A 21,580-nucleotide genomic window follows, 5' to 3' on the forward strand; every position below is an offset into this window, starting at 1 on the left:
AGAGGGAAACTGAGATGAGTATCAAGCAAACGGCGCCCGACTGGGCAGCCTATGTCACACAGATGGAGCAGGTGCTGGCACTGGAACTCGACGACGCACGCCGCGCCGAGCTGCTAACCCAGTTCAACCGCATTGCCGGCATGGCCGCGCCGCTGATGGCCTTCCCGCTGGACGATCGCCTGGAAGTGGCTGGAGTGTATAAAGCATGAATCTGGCCGCACTGTCGATTGCCGAACTGACCCAATTGCTGGCTAAAGGTGAGTTGAGTGCACGCGAGATCGCCCTGCATACGCTGTCGGCGATCTCGCAGCATAACCCTGAGCTGAATGCCTGGACCCAGATTACCCAGGAGCGCATGTTGCAGGAGGCGGACCGGGTTGATCGCCTGAAACAGGGCAACCTGCCGCTCCCCCCACTGGCAGCGGTGCCTTACGCAGTCAAAAATCTGTTTGATGTGGCCGGACACGCGACGCTGGCCGGGGCCAGTTTATTCAGCGATCGTCCGGTGGCATGTCAGGATGCCTGGGCCGTGCAGAAGCTGGCAGCCGGCGGCGGACTGCTGTCCGGGATGCTGAACATGGATGCGTATGCCTACGGTTTCACCACCGAAAACAGCCATTATGGTGCCACGCGTAATCCACACGATCTGGCGCGGATTGCCGGGGGATCCTCGGGGGGTTCGGCCGCCGCCGTGGCCGCCGGGCTGGTCCATTTCTCCCTCGGTTCGGATACCAACGGCTCGATCCGCGTTCCGGCCTCACTGTGCGGAATCTTTGGTCTGAAGCCGACCTACGGTCGCCTGTCGCGCAGCGGCAGTCATCCGTTTGTCGCCAGCCTTGACCATATTGGTCCGTTTGCCCGCCGCGTCAGCGATCTCACCCACGTCTACGATGTATTACAGGGCAGCGATCCTGCCGATAGCTTCCAGGCTGATAAAGCCATGCAGGCGGTCAGCCCTCTGCTGGAGCGCGGTAGTGAAGGGCTGCGCTTTGGCGTGCTGGGCGGTTACTTTCAGCAGTGGTGCGATGACGACGCCCGCGCTGCGGTGGCGGTTGCAGCCAGCGCACTGAATGCCAGCGAAGAGGTCGTGCTGCCGGAGGCCGAACTGGCACGTACGTCGGCGTTTATTATCAGCGCATCTGAGGGCGGGAATCATTACCTCCCCGCCCTGCGCCGTGCACCTGAGCGCTTTGAGCCTTTGTCGCGTGAGCGCCTGCTGGCCGGGGCGATGATCCCCGCCGCCTGGTACATTCAGGCCCAGCGCTTCCGCCGCTACTTCCAGCAGCAGGTGCTGCCGCTGTTCGATCATGTGGATGTGTTGATTGCACCGGCTACCCCCACCAGCGCCACGTTGATTGGCCAGGAGACCATGCACATTAACGGCACTGACCTGCCGATCCGCGCCAGCATGGGCATGTTAACCCAGCCCATTTCGTTCCTCGGCCTGCCGGTGACCACGGTGCCATTACGTACCCGTAGCGGGTTACCCATCGGTCTGCAACTGATTGCCGCCCCGTTTAATGAAGCCGCCTGCCTGCGTGCCGCCAGCGCGCTGGAGCAAATGGGCATTACGCACGCGGCCCCTGCGGATAGGGAGCATTGATCATGAAAAGTGAACATATTGACCGCCCGGCGATCCTCGCCGAAGTTACCGCCGCGTTTTATCGTTACGAAGAGGCGTTAATCAGTAATGACATTGCGGTGCTGGATGAACTTTTCTGGCACGACGAACGCACAGTGCGCCTGGGTGCGGGAGAGAACTTGTACGGTATCGATGCGATTCGCGAATTTCGGGCTGCACGTCCTTCAGCCGGGTTATTCCGTCAGTTACAGAATACGGTGATCACCAGCTACGGCGATGATTTTGCGGTGTGCAGCACAGAGTTCACCCGCGAGGGCAGCGACAAAATCGGCCGTCAGCAGCAGACCTGGGTCAGGCTCCCCTGTGGCTGGCGCATTGTGGCGGCGCAGGTCAGTTTGATGAGCTGACAGGTACGCAGAGACCTGGTGGTCTCTGCGATAATACAGGACGGGCTCAGGGCAGCGAGGCAAGCCTCGCTGTCAGCATTACGCTTTCGGTGCCGGGTGGGTTTTCACCCAGTGGTCAGCGATTTGCTGGCGGGTACAGATCCACACCCCTTCATGCTGCTGGATATGGTCAAGGAAGCGCTGTAAGGCGCGGAAACGGCCAGGGCGGCCCAGCAGACGGCAGTGCATACCAATCGACAGCATTTTCGGTGTGCTGTCCCCTTCTTCGTACAACACATCAAAGCTGTCTTTCAGGTAGGTGTAAAACTGCTCCGCGGTGTTAAACCCCTGCGGCGTGGCAAAACGCATATCGTTAGTTTCTAGCGTATAAGGGATGATCAGATGCGGTTTCACCGTGCCATCCTGACAGGTGACCTGCGTCCAGAACGGCAGATCGTCGCCATAATAGTCGCTGTCATAGGTCAGGCCGCCCTGTTCCACGACCAGACGCCGGGTGTTGGGGCTGTCGCGACCGGTATACCAGCCCGTTGGCGTCTTGCCAAACAGGTCGGTCAGGGTATCCAGAGCCAGCTGCATATGCTGGCGTTCTGTTTTTGCATCCATGCCTTGATAGTGGATCCAGCGCCAGCCATGACTGACGACATCGTAATCAGCGGCTTTGATCGCCTCGACGATCTCCGGGTGCCGTGCCAGCGCCATGGCCACGCCAAAGACCGTCAGCGGCAGGCCACGTTTTTGAAATTCGTTATGGATGCGCCAGAATCCGGCGCGTGAGCCATATTCATACAGTGAGTCCATCGACATATGGCGCTCAGGGTAGCTAGCCGCCCCAATGATATCGGAGAGGAACTGCTCGGAGCCTGTATCACCATGCAGCACATTATTTTCGGCGCCCTCTTCGTAGTTGAGGACAAACTGCACCGCGATCTTCGCGTTACCCGGCCAGGCCGCATGGGGCGGGTTGCCCGCATAGCCGCGCAGGTCACGGGGATAGTTTTTGTTGAAGCTGTACTCTTTTTTTTCCGAAGTGTTGCTCATCGTCTCAGTCCTTAACGTCGCAAAAAGAAATGGGACCCGACTGTTCAGTTTAGGCGCTCAAACTGGCCCGACAGGTTTTTTCGTATCGGGTAGTCAAGATCGCCGTGCTTACTGGTGTTCAGACCTAATGCTACCAGCGACTCCACCATTTTCACGGCAGCCGTCACGCCATCGATCACCGGTACGCCCAGTTCACGTGTCAGCGATTGCGCCAGATCGGCCATACCACCGCAGCCGAGCACGATGGCACCGCAGCCATCTTCGCGGATGGATTGTATACAACGCTGGCGCACTTTCTCCTGCGCCAGCCCGCTGCCATCTTCCAGTGCCAGCACCGGCAGGTCGATGGCGTGCAGGGCTGCACAGTGATGCTCAAAGCCATATTGCTGAAGCAGATGGCGGGCAATAATCAGGGTACGCGGCAGCGTGGTGACGATGGAAAATCGTGTGGCCACCAGGGTTGCCATATGCATCGCGGCTTCGGCAATCCCGACTACCGGTCCCTGCGCCATCTCGCGTGCGGCCAGTAATCCCGGATCGCCGAAACAGGCAATCACATGGCCACAGACGCCCTGCTCACGGCCGATTTTGATCTGCTCCAGCACGCCAATGGCAGCGATAGCCTCATCAAAATGCCCTTCAATCGACGGCACGCCCTGCGTCGGGCACACCGCCAGGATCTCGGTATTCCCTGCCGCCACCGCACGTGCCGCTGCACCGATGGTTTCCGTCATTGCCAGGCTGGTGTTGGGGTTGATCACCTGAATGACCTGTTTGCTACTCATCATCATGCTCCTTTTGACGCAAACAACCGGGAAAAGTCCGGCAGCGTTTCGCCGCTGCGTTCAAAGCGCAGACTGGCGACGATATGATCGAAATGTTGCCGTAGTGCGTCAGTCAGCTGAGTCAGTGATTTTTCCCGTAGCAGCACCACCAGCCGATCGTGATCGTCACAGCGGCAGCCCTGCTGCCAGGGCGCACCATATGCCGCAACCACCAGCGAGGAGCGCTGGGTCAGCCGCGTCACGATTTCGGTCAGCACCTGGTTGCCCGAAATCGCCTGTAACTGAATATGGAATGCCGCTGAGAGGCGGATCGCCGCTGCACCATCGTGATTTTCGTGGGCCTGCTGCTCCTGGAGATTGAGTTTCTCCAGGGCAGCAAGATGAGGGGCCTGGCAGTGCATTAATACCTCAGACAGGTTCGCGCACTCAATCAGGCTGCGAGTACGGAAGATATCCTGCGCCTCCTCAACGGTTGGCGTGGCGACCTGCGCACCACGTTTGGGCGTCAGCGTGATCATTTGCACTGCGGCGAGGCGTTGCAGCACTTTACGAATGCCGGTACGGCTGACGCCGAACACCTCGGAGAGTGCCTCCTCCGGTAATTTACTGCCCGGTGGTAACTGATGTTCCACGATTGCCGTCATCAGCGCCTGATAGATAGGCTCATCCTTGTCACTCAGGTCGGAGGCCGTTTTCAGCCCGGTTTCACTCTTCATTCCCTACTCCGGTAAACATCATTTCCGTCAAGAATCGTACACATGAAAACTGACTTTTGTATACATGAAATTACATTCTGGCCTGGATCCTGCAATGTCTCCTGTAACCCGGTTTATTGATAACTGTATTCACAGGAGCAGGTTTCATGCCAAATAGTCATGGTTCTTCCCCGGCAGCGGCGTCAGACGCCACCGTCAACTACAGCCCACGGCTGTGCAATGAGGATCTGGCGCCAACGCGTGACCAGAACTGGAGTTGGTACAATATCTTTTCTTTCTGGATGTCCGATGTACACAGCATGGGTGGCTATGTGGTGGCCGCGAGCTTCTTCACGCTGGGCCTCGCCAGCTGGCAGGTGCTGCTGTGTCTGCTAGTCGGCATCTGTATTGTGCAGGTCTGTGCCAACCTGGTGGCGAAACCCAGCCAGATGGCGGGCGTGCCCTATGCGGTGATCTGTCGTCAGGCATTCGGCGTATTTGGTGCCAATATCCCGGCGGTGATCCGCGGGTTAATCGCCTTTGCCTGGTACGGCATTCAGACGTACCTTGCAGCGAATGCACTGATGCTGGTCTCGCTGAAGTTCTGGCCTGCGCTGTCGTCACTGACGCACGCCTCCTGGCTGGGATTATCGCAGCTCGGCTGGATCTGCTTCGGTATTATGTGGCTGTTGCAGGCGATGGTGTTCTGGCACGGAATGAGCGCGATTAAGCGTTTCATTGATGTGGCTGGCCCGGCGGTGTACGTGGTGATGGTGGCGCTGGCAGGATGGATTGTATACAAAACCGGGTTTGACGGTATCTCCTTCACCCTGGCAAGCAAGACGCTGACGGGCGGCGAGCAGGCATGGCAGATGCTGACGGCTACCGCGCTGGTGGTGTCGTACTTCTCTGGCCCGCTGCTGAACTTCGGTGATTTCTCTCGCTACGGTAAAAGTATGGGTGAAATCCGCCGGGGAAACCGCTGGGGCCTGCCGTTTAACTTCCTGCTGTTCTCGCTGGTCACCGTAGTGATTGTTTCGGGTACACAGTCGCTGTTTGGCCGAATGATCACCGACCCGATTGAGACAGTGAGTATGGTCGGTAACGATCTGGCAGTGGCGATTGGTCTGCTGACAATGATTACCGCCACCATAGGCATCAACATCGTGGCCAACTTTGTTTCTCCGGCTTTCGATTTCTCCAACTGTTCGCCACAGAAGATCAGCTTCCGCACCGGCGGGATGATCGCAGCGGTCGGTTCCGTGCTGCTGACGCCGTGGAATCTGTTCCAGTCACCGGAGCTGATCCACTATACGCTGGATGTGCTGGGCGCGTTTATCGGGCCACTGTTCGGCATCCTGCTGGCCGATTTCTATCTGATCAAACGCAGCCAGATCTCCGTTGATGATCTGTTTGATGCCACGCCAAAAGGTAAATACTGGTATCGCGGTGGTTTTAACCCGAAAGCGATTGTGGCGCTGCTGCCATCGGTAGCCATTGGCCTGGTGATCAGCTTTATTCCTTCGCTGCATGCGGTGGCAAACTTTAGCTGGTTTATCGGGGTGGCACTGGGCGCAGGCAGTTATCGCTGGATCGCCCGTGGCGATGTGGAGAATGCCGCAACACAAGGCTATAACGCGAAAGTCGCGATGCAGAAAGAGTGATATGACCAGGGGCCAGAGATTTTCTGGTCCCTGGGCTTTCTTGTTGTACCGTAAGCCTGCCCGCAGTTACGGATACAGGGTATACAGAATGCGCTCATGGCTTAATGAAAAAACAGCAAGTTCAGCCTTTGTCATTTTATTAGCGTTAATAAGTTTCTCTTTCTCTGCCAAGAAACGTTGATCGTCCGCAAAATACAGCGCGGTAAGATAATCACTATCCAGGATGTTTTTCTCTTCAGCGATCGCAATGACAGACTGGTAACACCCTTTGTCTTTCTTACCCACCCTTTCTTTCAACATACATTCCGGTAGTAAGAGCACCGGGCGCGGATTTTTTTTATTCAGCATTTCATATTGTGAGATGGCACTATCATATTTTCTGTCAGAGACTAGCAGGTTGGCATACATCCGTCTTACGTTAACATTATCAGGGTGTTTGGTAGAGAGCACTTCCAGTCTGTGCAGAACCTCAGCACGCTCCGCCACCGACGACATGACATATTGCTTCATGAGATCCGATGCTTCAGCAGTAGGTTTATCGGCATAAACGGGGGCCGCTTGTAATCCGGATGCGAGTGTAACGATCAGTAGTACGGTGAAGAGAAATATCGGCTTTATCATCGCTCCTCCTTGAACGGTTTAAGTCTGACTATTTTGCTTAGCTCAGATGGGAAGGGCGTAGCAAGCCCGGTATAACCCGAATCAAAAATATAGCCTGCTTTGACTTGTATAGAAGGTGGATGATTAATTTTTTTTGGAATAAATAACACAGCACTCCCTATCAAAATATCATAAAAACCCACTGCAAAACTTTCTCCTTTCCTTCTATCTAAAACATACTCACGACCATCAGTTAAATTTATCACCTTACACCAAAACAAAAGACTCCCATTACCTGCTGCCTTTGCAGCGTTACTCCTCCCCGTCGCTGAAACATAAAGATGCTTACCCTCTTCTACATTTTCTTCTTTCACTATTAGAGAAATAGAAAAACCACCATTAGCTAACCCAACACCTTCCACACCTAAATGAGCTAACGTTGAAAAATCAAAACTCTTAATTACGGTTGAATTATTGGAAAATTTTCTTATTGTCATTTTCTATCGAACTCCTCCATGAGTAGGAAATAAAACTTGGTATTTATCCCCAACTAATGCTTTTACATTTATTTTCATAAATTATCCATAGTATTTTTACTATATAGTGGAATCACAAAGGGGAATTACGAAATTTATCGTAAAAAAGTGCATAGAGGATATTGAAAGAATAAGAGGGGGAGAGATCCTGACGTAAAACGAAAAAGGCCGATTCTTTCGAATCGGCCTTTCTCTAAATGCTTGGCGGAACGGACGGGGCTCGAACCCGCGACCCCCTGCGTGACAGGCAGGTATTCTAACCAACTGAACTACCGCTCCACCGATGTTCCCCGTCGGGAACGAGGCGCATATTACGGGGCGGCCTGCGCTGCGTCAACGCTTTTTCTGTGGAATTATCTCAACTGCTCTCTTTTTCACCGAAAGTGCGTTTTCGCCTGCTTTTTAATCACTTATATATCACTGGCATCGATCGGGCGCCATAAACAGCTGCCGCCCTTTTTCTGCACCAGATCAAGACGCGCCTCATGCGCGATCCGCTCTTGCTCGCTGGCACGCACCACGCGCAGCCCCGAGGATGGCCGGGTAATGCGGTGAATGGTTTCGCCATCATCCTGTTCTTCACGATCCCCTTCCATTGAGAAGGTCAGCGAGGTCTGCCCGCCGGTCATGATCAGGAAGACTTCGGCCAGTATTTCGGAGTCAAGCAGTGCGCCGTGCAGCGTACGTTTGCTGTTGTCTATCTCATAGCGTGAGCACAGCGCATCAAGGCTGTTACGCTTGCCGGGGAACATCTTACGTGCCATCGCCAGGCTGTCGGTGATCTGACAGAAGGTTTCGGTTTTGGCAATGCCACGCTGCAGTTTGGCAAACTCATAGTCCATAAAGCCGATATCGAACGACGCGTTATGGATCACCAGCTCTGCGCCATCAATATACGCCAGGAAGTCATCTGCCACCTGAGCGAAGGTGGGTTTATCCAGCAGGAATTCGTCTGCAATACCGTGTACGCCAAAGGCTTCCGGGTCCACCAGCCGATCGGGCTTGAGATACACATGGAAGTTATTGCCCGTCGGGCGGCGGTTAATCACCTCAACGGCACCAATTTCAATAATGCGATGCCCTTCATAGTGGACACCAATCATGTTCATACCGGTGGTTTCGGTATCGAGAACGATGATCCTGTCATTAGTACTTTGAAAACTCACTATTCGTTACTCACTATAATTGAATGCGTGCCTGGCTCAAGGATGCTGCGGCGTGTTGAAAGGGGGATACGCCACACAGAATAGCATCTGCCATGTGCTCAAGTCATGCTTCACTGCTCAGAGCAACGAACCAGCGGCATCACAACACCGCTGGCTGATCAGACGATGATGGGTCGAATCAGAACCACGCTTCCCACATCGCGCCGACGTTGAAGGAATCAAGGCGAGTGTCCTCAGTGTCCGTGGTGCGCGCCGTATGCTGGTTATCCACTTCCCCCCCGGTGACATAGAAACGCAGCATTGGTCTGAAGTCTGGCCCCATAGCAAAAGAGATATTTTGCGAAAGCGTCATCTTCCACCCTTTGTTGCTTCCCCCTTCTTCGTAGTTAACGCGCTGATAGCCGCCTTCAAGCCAGGTCGAATGTACTTCGTTCCAGAAATACATTGGGCGGATTATCGCGGCGTAGTTTCTGCGGTTATCCTCACTCAGTTCGCTGTTACGATAGTCCTGGAAGGCCAACAGATACCTGACGGTGGTCTGAGGGTTAACGGTGTAGACCCCATCAAAGCTGGTATAAATCGAGCGCAGCGCGTCCGTTTTGTTATAAACGCTATTATCTGCGTTGTCTGAATAGCGCGTGATGAACTGGTTCATTGAGCGATCGGTCGTGTGGCTGAGTACTACGGCCCCCTGCCACGCTTTGGTACGTTCATCGCTTTCTACCGCTTTTGAGTCAAGCCCGTAGTTGGCGTACAGCGCCACATCAACCGGACCGACTGTGATGCCATGGATTTTTGACGTCAGCGCATAATTGCCTTTTTCACCCGTGCCGGCCCCACCCGTACAGGAAATTCGCGAAGGATTATCGCCATCTTCTACCACCCGTGCGTCACAGGACTCCACCGCCCCCACGGCGGCCAGATCAAACAGCACGCCGTTGAGATCGAGATTCTTAATCCCCGCCCCCTGCCCGTCATGGCTCATCCACATGTAGTCATTCAGCTCCTGCTGTGGACGTTGATGGAAATCACGTCCGGCCCAGAGATACACATCGGGATGCGATTCAAACAGGTTGGTAACGCCAACGTAGGCTTTCTTTAAATTAAGCTCGTCGCTCCAGTGATCGATCATCACGTTGGCATCCCAGATGGCGCCATTTTCCGCTTTAAAGGTTTTAGACAGCTGATACTCCCCGCCGTAGCCTTCGTTCCCCAGGCGACCAATACCCGACGAACCATTATAGGAACCATCCACCGCGATATATTTTTGGTCACCGCCCTGGAAATGGGCACCATAACGGGCATACGCGGAAAACTTCAGTCCGTAAGGAATGGCCATATCGGCGGAGGGTGTGACGGCAACAGGGAGAGCTTCTGGCGCAGCGGATGTTGCAGCAGCAGGGGCAGCCGCTGGCGTTAGCGTTGGCTGCGTTGCGGCACTCACTCTTGCTTCACGCTCTGCCAGCGCTTTTTCCACCGCCTGAGCGACAATCTTATCTAACTGCTGCTGGCTAATCATTTGCTCCGCAAGAGCAGAAAACGGGCACAGCGCGGCAATGACCGCCACCGTTAAGGGCAGTTTTTTAAATGTGTTCATTATTATCTCTATCTATTATTTTTTTCAGATAATAAGCACCCCTCCGGCTTTGCCGGAATGATGCTTATTATCAACAGAGGGTGTTATTTATAAATAAAAAATAACGTGCTTAGTTTCCATTCGAGACAAACGCATAGTGCCCGGATCCTGCTAACACTTTAACGTAACCACTGCCCTCAGAAATAAACTGAATATCCTTCACCGTATTTAATCCCACACCGCTTTCTTTAATGTCATCGATATGGCGGGCTGGAATATAAATAAAGGCTTCCGTATTCGCGGGAATCACGACATTCAAATGCCAGATCTGATTGTTCACCTCAAACGAAGCGCTAATCTCTCCACGGATAGTCGGAACGGTGATGTCGGCCTTTGTCAGGCCTTGCAATATCGGTTTGATCTGAAACTGCTCATACGCGGGTTTGAGGGGTTTTACGCCAAAAACCCCCTGAGAAGCGACAATGACTGGTGCCGTCCCCCACGGATGAGAGTGGCTGACGGTAAGGTCGTCAGACTCATTCCAGGCTTCCATGGTAGAGCCTGATCCCTGTTCCATCATGTGCCGCCAGTTATGGCTATTTTGACGGAGCGTTCCATCACTGTTCAGGCCCGTTATCTGATTGATAGCTTCCATTCCCTGGCCGTTTTCTGCCATCGCACTCAGAGCAAACAGCGCGCTATATACACTGCCTTCCAGCATCTTTTTATCTGCCAGGAATGTCGCCGCATGGCGGGCCTCTTCAGGCGTCGCAAGACCGAACGCCACACCAAATGCATTCGCCTGGCTGGAGAGATGATGTTTACCGCCAATATTGTCTTTAAAGGCCTGAGCCCCGGCGTCATAAAAGCCCGAACGGAAGCCACGGGCTGAGGCATCCGCCAGCTGGCGATAATGCTGCTGGTCCTGACGTTCACCTAATGCCCCGGCGATGTCCGCCAGCGTCTGCGTTCCTTTAGAAAAGAACGCATTGGTCACATTGTGAGTATTGGAGAACTGATAACCGGCACGTAATGAGGCAGGCCAGTCCACGATGTCATGATCCGGTCCCGGCGCCCCATCGCCATAATTCGCTGTCACCCGCCCGGTTTTATCATCAAAACCTGCGGTCAGCTTCGCCGGAATTTTACCTTTGAGCTGCGAATAATACGTGCGGATCAGACGATCATCGCCGGTGTACAGGTAATCATTCCAGGCATTGAGGATGTTGTAGACCTTCCATTCCATCGGCCAGGTCGAGTGGTCGATCAACCATTCCGTGGAAAAGCGCGCCAGCGGGTAACCCTTGTCGAGTTGGTAATTGCTCAACTGCTGGATGTAAGTATCCGCTTCGTAAGGCGCACGTTCACGGTTAGGAGAATCAACGTAGAGATCGTGATTCAGTACCTTGATTGACGCTTTTGAGAACGCCCAGATATCATTCAAGGTCTTATTCGATGAGCTGAATGTGGCCGCACCGTCATCGAACGGATAACGTAACGCCTGCGTTGTTAGCATTTCACCCAACTGACTGGCAGTCAGTGCATCCGGCAATCCAGAAATTTCCGCATAGCGGAAGACGCGGAAACCAAAATGTTCAAGCGTCTGTTTGCCGGGTTTTAGCTGCCATTTATCGAGGTTGTTAATTAACGCGGCAGTCTGCCATTTTACGGCGCCATCGGCGGCCAGTATCTCCCCCGTTTTGATCGTGACGTCGTTAGCGATCGACTGTCGGTTATCCAGGGTCAGCGTCATACCACCGACGACCGTCGTTCCATAATCCAGCAGGAAGTGGCCTTTACCCAGTGATGTCACCTTACGCGGCTTCACCTCTATCTGTGTCAGATTCTCTGCCGGGTAACCCGTCAGATTATCAATCGGTGACTGTACACGCGGTGCTGACCAGGTCGTGTCGTCAAAACCCGTGACGTCGAAACCGGCTGGATAATTTTTAGCGACGATATTTTCATGGGGATAGCGGAAACCCACCCAGGATACCGCCTCCTGAGCATGAACATCGCCTGCATAAGGGAATGCCGCTGTGCCATCCAGCACTTTCCAACGCTCATCAGTAGCAATCGTCTGCACCTCTCCATCCTGATAATGGATGCGCAGTTCCGCCATAAAGCTTTTCTTTTTACCGTAGGTAAACGCCAGTGCCCCCAGCGCGTTGTCTTGCCCTTGACGCAGCAGTGCCGTGACATCAAAGGCGTTATAGAAATGTTGGTTGTTGTAGCCTCTGACAGGCCCCAACCCGGCAAACGTACCATTCACATTCACCTTATAGACATACTGTCGGGTATCTTCGGGCGTCTGGCCTGTCGCATAAAGGATCGCGCGGCTGATGGGTTTATTTTTTGCCCGAAAACTGTGTCGGAAGAAGGCCCAGTTGGGCTGCGCTTCAGACCAAATGGGTTTTGCCTGCCAGCCCGCTTTCAATGCGGTATCAAAGCGAGAGAGAGGAGCAAACGCCGATACCTGTCCTTGCCGATCCCACACCTGTACTGACCAGTAATAGCGGGTAGCACGGCTGAGTTGCGGCCCGCTATATGGCACCGCCGAAGATTGCGCAGAGGGTATTTTTCCGGAATCCCAGACAACGTTTTTTTCTCTGGTCAAACGACCCGCAGGGTTAATCACCGCGTCACTGGTGGCCACAATAATGCGGTAAGCCGTTTGCTTTTCACTCCGACCACTGCCTGACAGTGCCCAGCTAAATGCCGGATGACTTAAATCCTCAACCAGCAAGGGCTTTTGTTGCAGTTCGGTCAGCAAACTGTTTTGTATGACGGATAAATCTGCCTGTGCGTGATACGTGGTAATACTGAGGCTTATAAACAGAGTAAGGGACAGAGAGGTTCTTTTTTTCATCTTCCAACCTTTATTATTGAGCGACCTCCCTGTCGCGTATGATGTCATCGTTTAATATGGCTCAGAGCGTATCGCCGTTGCTGGCAATCACCTTTTTATACCAGTGAAAACTTTTCTTTTTCGACCGAACAAAGGTGCCGCTGCCGTCATCATTTTTATCAACATAGATAAAGCCGTAGCGTTTGCTGTATTGCCCGGTGGTGAAGGAGACACAGTCAATGCAGCCCCAGGGGGTGTACCCCATAACGTCAACGCCATCCTCAAGAACAGCTTTTTTCATTTGCTCAATGTGAGAACGGAGATAGGCGATACGATAGTCATCATTGACCTCGCCGCTTTCCTCTTTTACATCCACCGCACCAAAGCCGTTCTCGACAATAAACAGCGGTTTCTGATAACGCTCATACAGAATATTGAGCACATAACGCAAACCCACCGGATCGATTTGCCATCCCCAGTCTGAGGCTTTGACATGCGGATTAGGCACACTGCCTTCAAACCCTGACAGGGCAGAACCGCTGCCGGCCTGTTCGCTGCTGACGGCATTGCTCATGTAATAACTCAGGCCAATATAATCGGCGCAACCTTCACGCAGGATTTGTGCGTCACCCGGCGCCATCACAATGTCATACCCTTTACGCTGCCACTCTTTCAGGATGTACGACGGATAATAGCCGCGCATATGTACATCACCGAACAGGAAGCGCTCCCTCATGGCTTCCTGAGCATACATCACATCGTCGGGATGGCAGGAGAAGGGATACAACGGCACCATGGCGATCATGCAGCCAATCTGTAACTCCGGGTTAATCTCATGCCCGAGTTTCACCACCTGCGCACTGGCAACGAACTGGTGGTGCAGCACCTGGTACATGCATGCTTCCGGGTTCGGCTCCTGGGTGAAGATCACCCCGGAACAGCAGTAGCCAAACAACGGGGTTTTCCAGTTGCGCTGATTGTTAATCTCATTGAACGTCATCCAGTATTTCACTTTATGCTGGTAACGCTTCAAGACTGCCGCACTGAATCTGACAAACAAATCCACCACTTTGCGGTTTTTCCAGCCGCCATATTCCGTGACCAGATGATTGGGCATCTCGAAATGTGAGAGCGTAATGACGGGCTGAATACCCTGTTTAAGCAGCGCATCGAACAGCGCGTCATAAAAACGCAGCCCTTCTTCGTTCGGCTCCAGTTCATCACCGAGAGGGAAAATGCGTGACCAGGCAATTGAAGTGCGGAAACACTTGAACCCCATATCAGCAAACAATGCGATGTCGCCAGGATACTGATGATAGAAATCCACCGCGTCGTGATTGGCGTACAGAAGGCCCTCCTTGATACCGTCTGTAATCACACGATCCACACCATGTGCTCCGCTGGTCAGGACATCAACAATACTCGGGCCTTTGCCCCCCTTGTCCCATCCGCCCTCGACCTGGTGTGCGGCAACCGCACCACCCCACATAAACTCTTTTGGTAATTTATTGTTCATCATTCACTTCTTTTTCAGTCATTCAGACAGCGTTGACATTAGCCATCACACGTTTTTCTGTCGGGATCTCTTCTTTAAATCCACCCAGCCAGGCGAACACCACGCCCAATACAAAGGCCACGCTCACAGACAGCAGGAAGCCGAGAAATTGCGTCATATGCCCTTCTTTAAAGAACACCGGTAAGACCGCAATACCCGGTATGCAGTAGCTCCATGACACTGCATTGAATGCCCCGGCGATGGCGCCACCGATAGCCCCGGCCAGACATCCACAAATCATCGGGCGCTTGAGACGCAGTGCCACGCCATAGATAGCCGGTTCCGTAATACCAAACAGAGCGGTGATCCCGGCAGAGAGCGCAACGCGTTTCAGTTCATCGTCTTTGGCTTTCAGATAGACACCAAAAACGGCGCCGGCCATGCCAAACACGGCTGAAGCCTGTAATCCGGTAAAGGTGTCGTAGCCCAGCGTGGCGTAGTTGCCTACCGTGACCGGGGTAATGCCCCAGTGAACCCCCAGGGTGACCAGTGGCATCCAGACAGCACCGACAACAAAACCAGCAATGGACGGGCTGAGATGGTACAGCGAGTTGTAAACACCACCGATTGCACCGCCTATCATGTTGCCGACAGGTCCGAACGCCAGCAGCGTTAAGGGCACCATAATGGCGAGGCAGAACATTGGGGTGAACATATTGCGGATGACGATGGGCAGCACGCGTTCAAAGAAGCGCTGCACATAAGACATGATCCATACCATCAGGATGATAGGGATCACCGAGGAGGTATAGCTGAGATACTGCACCGGCAAACCGAGGAAGGTGAGGGGATCAGCGGTCAGCGGAATACCTGCTACCTCGACCAGTACTTTGGCAATTTCCGGGTTATCGACCGCCGCTTTCATCAATGCCTGCAACGCAGGATCGGCAGAGTTCGCCAGCAGGATCTTATTGGCCGTCAGCATGTTGATGTAGTCAGGTGAAACCAGGGCACAGGCGGCAATGACTGCCGTGAAAGGATTTACATTGAATTTTTTCGCCGCAGTGAAAGCCACCATCACGGGCAGGAAAGTAAAACCAGTCCAGGAAACAAAGTTAAGAATGCGGTAAGTGCCGCTGGCAGGGTCCATCCACCCCAGTGCAGCGAACAATGAAATCAGCCCCTGTAATACGCCACATGCCGCCAGTGGATAGAGGAAGGGGGCGAAGATGCTGGAGATAATATCCATCAAGCGATTGACGACACCGACATTGGGTGCACTGACCGCCACGCTTTCGTCGATATTCAGCAGGTGCTGTACTTCGCGATAGGCATCTCCCACGTGATTGCCGATGACGACCTGCAATTGACCGCTGGATTCAACGGCGGTAATCACGCCCTTAACGCGCTTTAAGGTGTCTTTATCTACCTGAGAATAATCTTTAAGGACGAATCGTAATCTCGTGGCACAATGCGTGACACTGATCACATTATCATCACCACCAATCAGAACGACGATCTCTTTCGCCGATTCAGCATAGTTAATTGCCATCACGTGTCTTCCGTTGCCATTAGTTTAATTTAAGTCGTTCGCGCTTAAATGTTTAGAAATTAATGGTAAAAAAAGACACTGTTAAAGTCACGTTATAACAAAAACACAGGCTCGTCATTTGTCACAAGAAAGAAACACCCTGTGACATTTCCGGCGTCATTTTATTCGCCAACTGACGACCAATAGATTCAAGGATATAAATCACTGGAACCTGCGTCGTAATGTCATATTCATTCGCGATTAACACTCTGGATACATGATAGGAAACATTAAAGTCAGCCATTAAGGCAAGAGTGGATTTGTTATTACTGGTTATGCTGACAATTTTGCATTGATGAATGAGAAACTGTTTGGCTAATTTAATAATTTCAGGGGTTTCACCCGAAACTGATAGCACGATAGCCACCGCATTTTTGTACATATCGGTGCTGACAGGATAGTAGGGATCATCAATATGGTTGCTGAACTTGCCAATGTTAGAGAAGAAGCGTGCCCCATACTTACCCAGTGTACCTGAGCTGCCTGCACCAACGAAGATCACACGCTCAGCCGCGACAATATGTTCTGCTGCACTGATAATTAATTCATCGAAGTCATTATTATTAATACTTTTAAAGAAGCTAAGTATTTCATCGGCACCATGTGGCAACAGTATTTTTTTATCCTGCTCCAGATACATTCTCAGATAGGCTTTGAATTCAGAATATCCATTGAAGTTTATCTTCTTGCAAAAACGCAATACCGTTGCCGTCGACACCTGAGAACTGTTTGCAAGCTCTCTGATTGTCATGTACACAACAGTATTCAAATTTTTAATTACAAAATTATAAACTTTATTCTCCAACGCGTTTAAAGTGGATATCGTCTTGTTGGTAAACATTCATCAATCTCTTTATCAATGGCGAAAGAAACAGCAATTAACCCTGTAACACGGTGTGACACCGTAGTTTTTTTGGCGCTTTGTTCCCAATAGAAACCGTAATCAATATTCAAATTTGTGATTCAGAGCACAATTGGAGCAGGCCCTGCTTTTATCGTTAATCCCATTTCACGGTCCTGCAGATATTTTGTATACAGGCCACACCCCGTTGAAGACGAAAGGGCCGTTCGTGGACCGGGTGAACGGTATTTACGGTGCTCATCAGGCGCATTTATGGCAGACTTGGCGTTTTTCTACAGGGAGTCTACCAGAGATGCTTAAGCAGGTAGAAATTTTCACCGACGGTTCGTGCCTTGGCAACCCTGGCCCCGGGGGATATGGCGCGATTATGCGCTATGGCAAGCATGAGAAAACGTACAGCGCAGGTTTCCACCTGACCACCAACAACCGCATGGAAATGATGGCGGCGATTGTGGCACTGGAAGCGCTGACACAGCCTTGTGCGGTGGTGCTGAGTACCGACAGTCAGTATGTTCGTCAGGGAATTACCACCTGGATACATAACTGGAAAAAACGCGGCTGGAAAACCACCGATAAGAAGCCGGTTAAGAATGTCGACCTGTGGAAGCGCCTGGATGCGGCCCTCAGCCACCATGAGATCACCTGGAAGTGGGTTAAAGGTCATGCGGGCCACGTTGAGAATGAACGTTGTGATGAGCTGGCACGCGCGGCGGCCGGGAATCCCACGTCCGACGATGTCGGCTATATTTCCGAGCTTTAAGAGAGAGGGAGGGGCTGACCTTTTTCAGCCAGCCCCTCTACCCGATAAGAACTGGCCTTAGGCGTTATCGTTTATTGCCATCATCCGACCACGTTATCTCAGCGGCCGCCCGCCGCATCAATAAATGTTCCGGTAATGTATGACGCCTCATCACTGAGCAACCAGGCAATCGCGCGCGCGATCTCTTCCGGCTGGCCACCGCGCTGCATTGGAATGCCGGGTGCCAGCCGATCGACCCGCTGCGGTTCCCCCCCGTCCGCATGCATGTCGGTGTAAATAAAGCCCGGACGCACGCCGTTCACTCTGATACCCTGCGCCGCCACTTCCAGCGATAGCCCTTTAGTCAGCGTATCCATTGCCCCTTTTGATGCGGCGTAATCAACATATTCACCCGGCGCCCCCGTTCTGGCGGCCGCCGAGGAAACATTGACAATCGCCCCGCCGCTCCCACCGTGATGGTGGCCCATGCGCTTAACCGCTTCGCGACAGCAAAGAAAACTGCCCGTGACGTTGGTGGCAAAGACCCGGTTAATGCGCTCTGCCGTGAGCTGTTCCAGCGTGGCCTGCTGAAACAGGATACCGGCATTATTGACCAGCGCCGTCAATTGCCCCGGCTGACGGTCGATGTCAGCAAACATCGCCATCACCTGCGCTTCATCAGCAATATCCGCCTGAAGGGCAAAAGCACTGCCTCCCTGCTGCTCAATCATATCCACGACTTCAAGCGCAGCATCGGTGCGCCGGGCGAAGCTGACGGCGACCCGCCAGCCCATTTGTGCCAACAGAATGGCGGTAGCCCGGCCAATGCCGCGACTGCCGCCTGTCACTAATGCGATTTTCATGCTGTTTATCCCATAAAAAAGGGTTGACCGAAACGAAGGTCAACCCTTACAGATTATCCGCCGCTGATCACGATGCGGTTATTCGTATTCGCTCATCGGTACACAGGAACAGAACAGATTACGGTCACCGTAAACATCATCCAGACGTTTCACTGTTGGCCAGTATTTATTCGCGCTCCCGGCCGGGAATACCGCCAGTTCACGCGTATAAGGATGGCCCCACTCGCCGACAATTTCCATCTGGGTATGCGGTGCATTCACCAGTGGGTTATCTTCCAGCGGCCATTCACCCTCGACGACACGGTCAATTTCACTGCGGATCGCCAGCATGGCATCGATAAAGCGGTCCAGTTCGGTTTTGCTCTCTGACTCAGTCGGTTCCACCATCAGCGTACCGGCCACCGGGAATGACATGGTCGGCGCATGGAAACCGTAGTCGATCAGGCGTTTAGCGATATCCAACTCGCTGATGCCGGTCTGCTCTTTCAGCGGGCGGATATCCAGAATGCATTCGTGCGCCACGCGGCCGTCACGTCCGGCGTAGAGGATTGGATAAGCCGATTGCAGACGGTGAGCAATGTAGTTGGCATTGAGGATCGCCACGGAACTCGCCTGCTTCAGCCCTTCCGCACCCATCATGCGGATATACATCCAGCTGATAGGCAGGATGGAGGCGCTGCCAAACGGTGCAGCAGAAACCGCGCCCTGTCCGGTCAGCATGCCTTCAATCTGTACCACACTGTGGCCCGGAACAAACGGTGCCAGGTGCGCCTTGACGCCAATCGGTCCCATACCTGGCCCGCCGCCGCCGTGCGGAATGCAGAAGGTTTTGTGCAGGTTCAGATGCGACACATCTGCGCCGATATAGCCCGGCGTGGTGATCCCCACCTGGGCATTCATATTGGCACCATCGAGATAGACCTGGCCACCAAACTGATGAACGATCTGACAGACCTCACGGATCGTCTCTTCATAAACACCGTGGGTCGACGGGTAGGTCACCATAATGCAGGAGAGCGCGTCGCCCGCCTGTTCGGCTTTCAAACGCAGATCGTGAAGATCGATATTGCCCTGCTTATCACAGGCCACCACGACCACTTCCATGCCCGCCATCTGTGCAGAAGCTGGGTTGGTACCGTGTGCTGAGCTTGGGATCAGGCAGATATTACGCCCCGCTTCGTTGCGACTTTCGTGGTAACGGCGGATCGCCAGCAGACCGGCGTACTCCCCCTGCGCACCCGAATTCGGCTGCATACAGAGTGCATCGTAACCCGTCAGCTGAACCAGCCAGCGGGAAAGCTGACCGATCATTTGCAGGTAGCCGCCTGCCTGTTCGGCCGGGCAGAACGGGTGCAGTTCGGCAAATTCGGGCCAGGTGATGGGGATCATCTCCGCCGCCGCGTTCAACTTCATGGTGCAGGAGCCAAGCGGGATCATCGCCTGGTTCAGTGCCAGATCTTTACGCTCCAGGCTATGCATGTAACGCATCATCTCGGTTTCGCTGTGATGACGGTTAAATACCGGGTGGGTCAGGATCGCTTCCTGACGGGTCATCGCCGCCGGGATCGCCTGCGCGTCGGTATCCAGTGCATCGATATCCAGCCCGTGCTCATTGCCCAGCAGCACAGAGAACAGTGCGGTCACATCTTCACGGGTGGTGGTTTCATCCAGCGTGATGCCCACGGCATTCAAAATGTCGCTGCGCAGATTCATGCCAAAGCTCAGCGCGCGATCCAGCACCGCCGCTTTATCGCTGACTTCGACCGTCAGGGTATCGAACCAGGTTGCATGGCGCAGTTTCAGACCGCGCTGCTGCAAGCCCTGCGCGAGGATATCGGTCAGGCGGTGGATGCGACTGGCAATCCGCTTCAGGCCAACGGGACCGTGGAAAACCGCATACAGGCTGGCAATATTGGCCAGCAGTACCTGCGAGGTACAGATGTTGGAGTTGGCTTTCTCGCGGCGGATATGCTGTTCGCGGGTCTGCATCGCCATACGCAGTGCGGTATTACCGGCGGCATCACGGGATACGCCGATAATGCGTCCTGGCATCGAGCGTTTATGCTCGTCACGCGCAGCAAAGAAGGCAGCATGTGGGCCGCCGTAACCCATTGGCACGCCAAAACGCTGGGCAGAACCAAAGACAATATCTGCGCCCTGTTTACCCGGTGCCTGTAACAGCACCAGCGTCATCATGTCGGCCGCCACGCTCACGACCACTTTGCGGCTTTTCAGCTCGGTAATCAGGTCAGCATAATCATGCACTTCCCCGCCAGTCCCCACCTGCTGCAGCAGCACACCAAAGACATCGTCCAGCTCCAGCACTTTTTCCGCTTTGTCCACCAGCACGTCAAACCCGAAGGTTTCCGCACGGGTACGCACCACATCCAGCGTCTGAGGATGAATATCGTCCGCGACAAAGAAACGGTTGGCATGTTTCAGTTTGCTGACGCGCTTCGCCATCGCCATCGCTTCAGCTGCGGCGGTGGCTTCGTCAAGCAGGGAGGCGGAAGCAATATCCAGCCCGGTGAGATCCAGCGTCAGTTGCTGGAAGTTCAGCAGCGCTTCCAGTCGCCCCTGCGACACTTCCGGTTGATAAGGGGTGTAAGCGGTGTACCAGCCCGGATTTTCCAGCATATTGCGCAGGATCACCGGTGGTGTCAGCACGGGGGTATAACCCATGCCGATATAAGATTTATAGCGTTGGTTCTGCGCTGCAATCGCTTTCAACTCGGCCAGCGCCAGATGCTCCGTCAGCGCATCACCCACCGCGGGCGGGCTGGGAAGCTGGATGTCGGCGGGCACAATCGAGGTTATCAGATCGGTCAGTGAGGCCGCGCCAATAGCATGAAGCATGGCGTCCTGCTGTTCCTGCGAAGGTCCAATATGGCGCTCGATAAATGCACCGTGATGTTCAAGCTGGCTGAGTTTCTGGGTCATGATCGGTCAATCCTGCATCGGGCATAAGTGGTAGGTAAAAATGGCCAACTCGCTAACAAAGCAATATGACATAGCGTTATCGGCGCAGTCAGTTCGGGTGCGGACAGCGCGCAAGAACCGGAGCGTACACAAAGTACGTGAGGATTCAGAGCACTGCCCAATCCCGAAATGGCAAGTAAGATAGCTATCCAGC

Annotated in this window: 18 protein-coding genes and 1 tRNA gene; 5 read left to right on the plus strand and 14 right to left on the minus strand. The window is 53.6% G+C overall.

Annotated features, from left to right (window positions below; translation table 11 throughout):
• The first annotated feature begins 14 nt into the window (after positions 1-14).
• From hpxX to hpxZ, 3 genes are read left to right on the plus strand one after another with little or no spacing between them, the layout of a single operon-like run.
• Positions 15-209, plus strand: coding sequence for an oxalurate catabolism protein HpxX (hpxX, locus tag FY046_RS09690; protein WP_171148814.1), 195 nt, complete (start codon positions 15-17; stop codon positions 207-209).
• Positions 206-1,603 (plus strand): AtzE family amidohydrolase, encoded by a 1,398-nt coding sequence (locus FY046_RS09695; protein WP_446186000.1) that lies wholly within the window; start codon positions 206-208, stop codon positions 1,601-1,603. Before hpxX ends, FY046_RS09695 begins: the two co-directional genes overlap by 4 nt.
• A 2-nt stretch (positions 1,604-1,605) precedes the next feature.
• Complete coding sequence (gene hpxZ / locus FY046_RS09700) at positions 1,606-1,989, plus strand: oxalurate catabolism protein HpxZ (RefSeq protein ID WP_133846200.1); 384 nt, start codon at positions 1,606-1,608, stop codon at positions 1,987-1,989.
• A gap of 78 nt (positions 1,990-2,067) precedes the next feature.
• Here the strand turns inward: hpxZ and puuE are convergent, their stop codons facing one another.
• The 3 genes from puuE to FY046_RS09715 are packed head-to-tail and all read right to left on the minus strand — an operon-like array spanning position 2,068 to position 4,528.
• A complete protein-coding gene (gene puuE, locus FY046_RS09705; protein ID WP_133846199.1) occupies positions 2,068-3,027 on the minus strand; it encodes an allantoinase PuuE in 960 nt (319 codons plus the stop codon).
• Between the two features lie 44 nt (positions 3,028-3,071).
• Positions 3,072-3,812 carry an allantoin racemase gene (gene hpxA, locus FY046_RS09710; protein WP_133846198.1) on the minus strand — a complete coding sequence of 247 codons (741 nt, stop codon included), beginning with the start codon at positions 3,810-3,812 and terminating at the stop codon, positions 3,072-3,074.
• Between the two features lie 2 nt (positions 3,813-3,814).
• Complete coding sequence (locus tag FY046_RS09715) at positions 3,815-4,528, minus strand: GntR family transcriptional regulator (RefSeq protein ID WP_133846197.1); 714 nt, start codon at positions 4,526-4,528, stop codon at positions 3,815-3,817.
• 146 nt (positions 4,529-4,674) lie between these two features.
• Between FY046_RS09715 and FY046_RS09720 the strand changes: the two genes are divergently transcribed.
• Entirely contained in the window at positions 4,675-6,171 is a 1,497-nt protein-coding gene (locus FY046_RS09720) for an NCS1 family nucleobase:cation symporter-1 (RefSeq protein ID WP_133846196.1), read from the plus strand.
• 66 nt (positions 6,172-6,237) lie between these two features.
• On the opposite strand, the gene FY046_RS09725 is transcribed toward FY046_RS09720, so the two are convergent.
• The 9 genes from FY046_RS09725 to FY046_RS09765 all read right to left on the minus strand — a co-directional run bounded on the left by FY046_RS09725 (position 6,238) and on the right by FY046_RS09765 (position 16,824).
• Positions 6,238-6,792 carry a hypothetical protein gene (locus FY046_RS09725; protein WP_167864036.1) on the minus strand — a complete coding sequence of 185 codons (555 nt, stop codon included), beginning with the start codon at positions 6,790-6,792 and terminating at the stop codon, positions 6,238-6,240.
• The gene (locus tag FY046_RS09730) at positions 6,789-7,268 is read right to left on the minus strand and encodes a hypothetical protein (protein WP_159337604.1); all 480 of its coding nucleotides are present in this window, start codon (positions 7,266-7,268) and stop codon (positions 6,789-6,791) included. The genes FY046_RS09725 and FY046_RS09730 overlap by 4 nt, the downstream gene beginning before the upstream one ends.
• Positions 7,269-7,509: 241 nt before the next feature.
• Positions 7,510-7,586, minus strand: a tRNA-Asp gene (locus FY046_RS09735).
• 131 nt (positions 7,587-7,717) lie between these two features.
• Positions 7,718-8,473, minus strand: coding sequence for a DNA polymerase III subunit epsilon (gene dnaQ / locus FY046_RS09740; protein WP_272952613.1), 756 nt, complete (start codon positions 8,471-8,473; stop codon positions 7,718-7,720).
• A gap of 178 nt (positions 8,474-8,651) precedes the next feature.
• Positions 8,652-10,070 (minus strand): carbohydrate porin, encoded by a 1,419-nt coding sequence (locus FY046_RS09745; protein WP_446186001.1) that lies wholly within the window; start codon positions 10,068-10,070, stop codon positions 8,652-8,654.
• A gap of 109 nt (positions 10,071-10,179) precedes the next feature.
• Complete coding sequence (locus tag FY046_RS09750) at positions 10,180-12,918, minus strand: family 78 glycoside hydrolase catalytic domain (RefSeq protein ID WP_166653758.1); 2,739 nt, start codon at positions 12,916-12,918, stop codon at positions 10,180-10,182.
• Between the two features lie 61 nt (positions 12,919-12,979).
• A complete protein-coding gene (locus FY046_RS09755; protein ID WP_133846192.1) occupies positions 12,980-14,416 on the minus strand; it encodes a 6-phospho-beta-glucosidase in 1,437 nt (478 codons plus the stop codon).
• A gap of 19 nt (positions 14,417-14,435) precedes the next feature.
• On the minus strand, positions 14,436-15,944 hold the full coding sequence (locus FY046_RS09760; RefSeq protein WP_133846191.1) for a PTS transporter subunit EIIC: 1,509 nt from the start codon (positions 15,942-15,944) through the stop codon (positions 14,436-14,438).
• A 121-nt stretch (positions 15,945-16,065) separates the two neighbouring features.
• Positions 16,066-16,824: a MurR/RpiR family transcriptional regulator gene (locus FY046_RS09765; protein ID WP_133846190.1), complete on the minus strand. Its 759-nt coding sequence runs from the start codon at positions 16,822-16,824 to the stop codon at positions 16,066-16,068.
• 313 nt (positions 16,825-17,137) lie between these two features.
• Here FY046_RS09765 and rnhA point away from each other — a divergent pair, with 313 nt between their 5' ends.
• Complete coding sequence (gene rnhA / locus FY046_RS09770; protein ID WP_133846189.1) at positions 17,138-17,605, plus strand: ribonuclease HI; 468 nt, start codon at positions 17,138-17,140, stop codon at positions 17,603-17,605.
• Between the two features lie 98 nt (positions 17,606-17,703).
• On the opposite strand, the gene FY046_RS09775 is transcribed toward rnhA, so the two are convergent.
• Both FY046_RS09775 and gcvP read right to left on the minus strand, forming a co-directional pair.
• On the minus strand, positions 17,704-18,447 hold the full coding sequence (locus FY046_RS09775) for an SDR family oxidoreductase (RefSeq protein WP_167864033.1): 744 nt from the start codon (positions 18,445-18,447) through the stop codon (positions 17,704-17,706).
• 78 nt (positions 18,448-18,525) lie between these two features.
• Complete coding sequence (gene gcvP / locus FY046_RS09780) at positions 18,526-21,387, minus strand: aminomethyl-transferring glycine dehydrogenase (RefSeq protein ID WP_167864032.1); 2,862 nt, start codon at positions 21,385-21,387, stop codon at positions 18,526-18,528.
• Positions 21,388-21,580: the final 193 nt, after the last annotated feature.

This window comes from Erwinia sp. 1181_3, assembly GCF_052824965.1.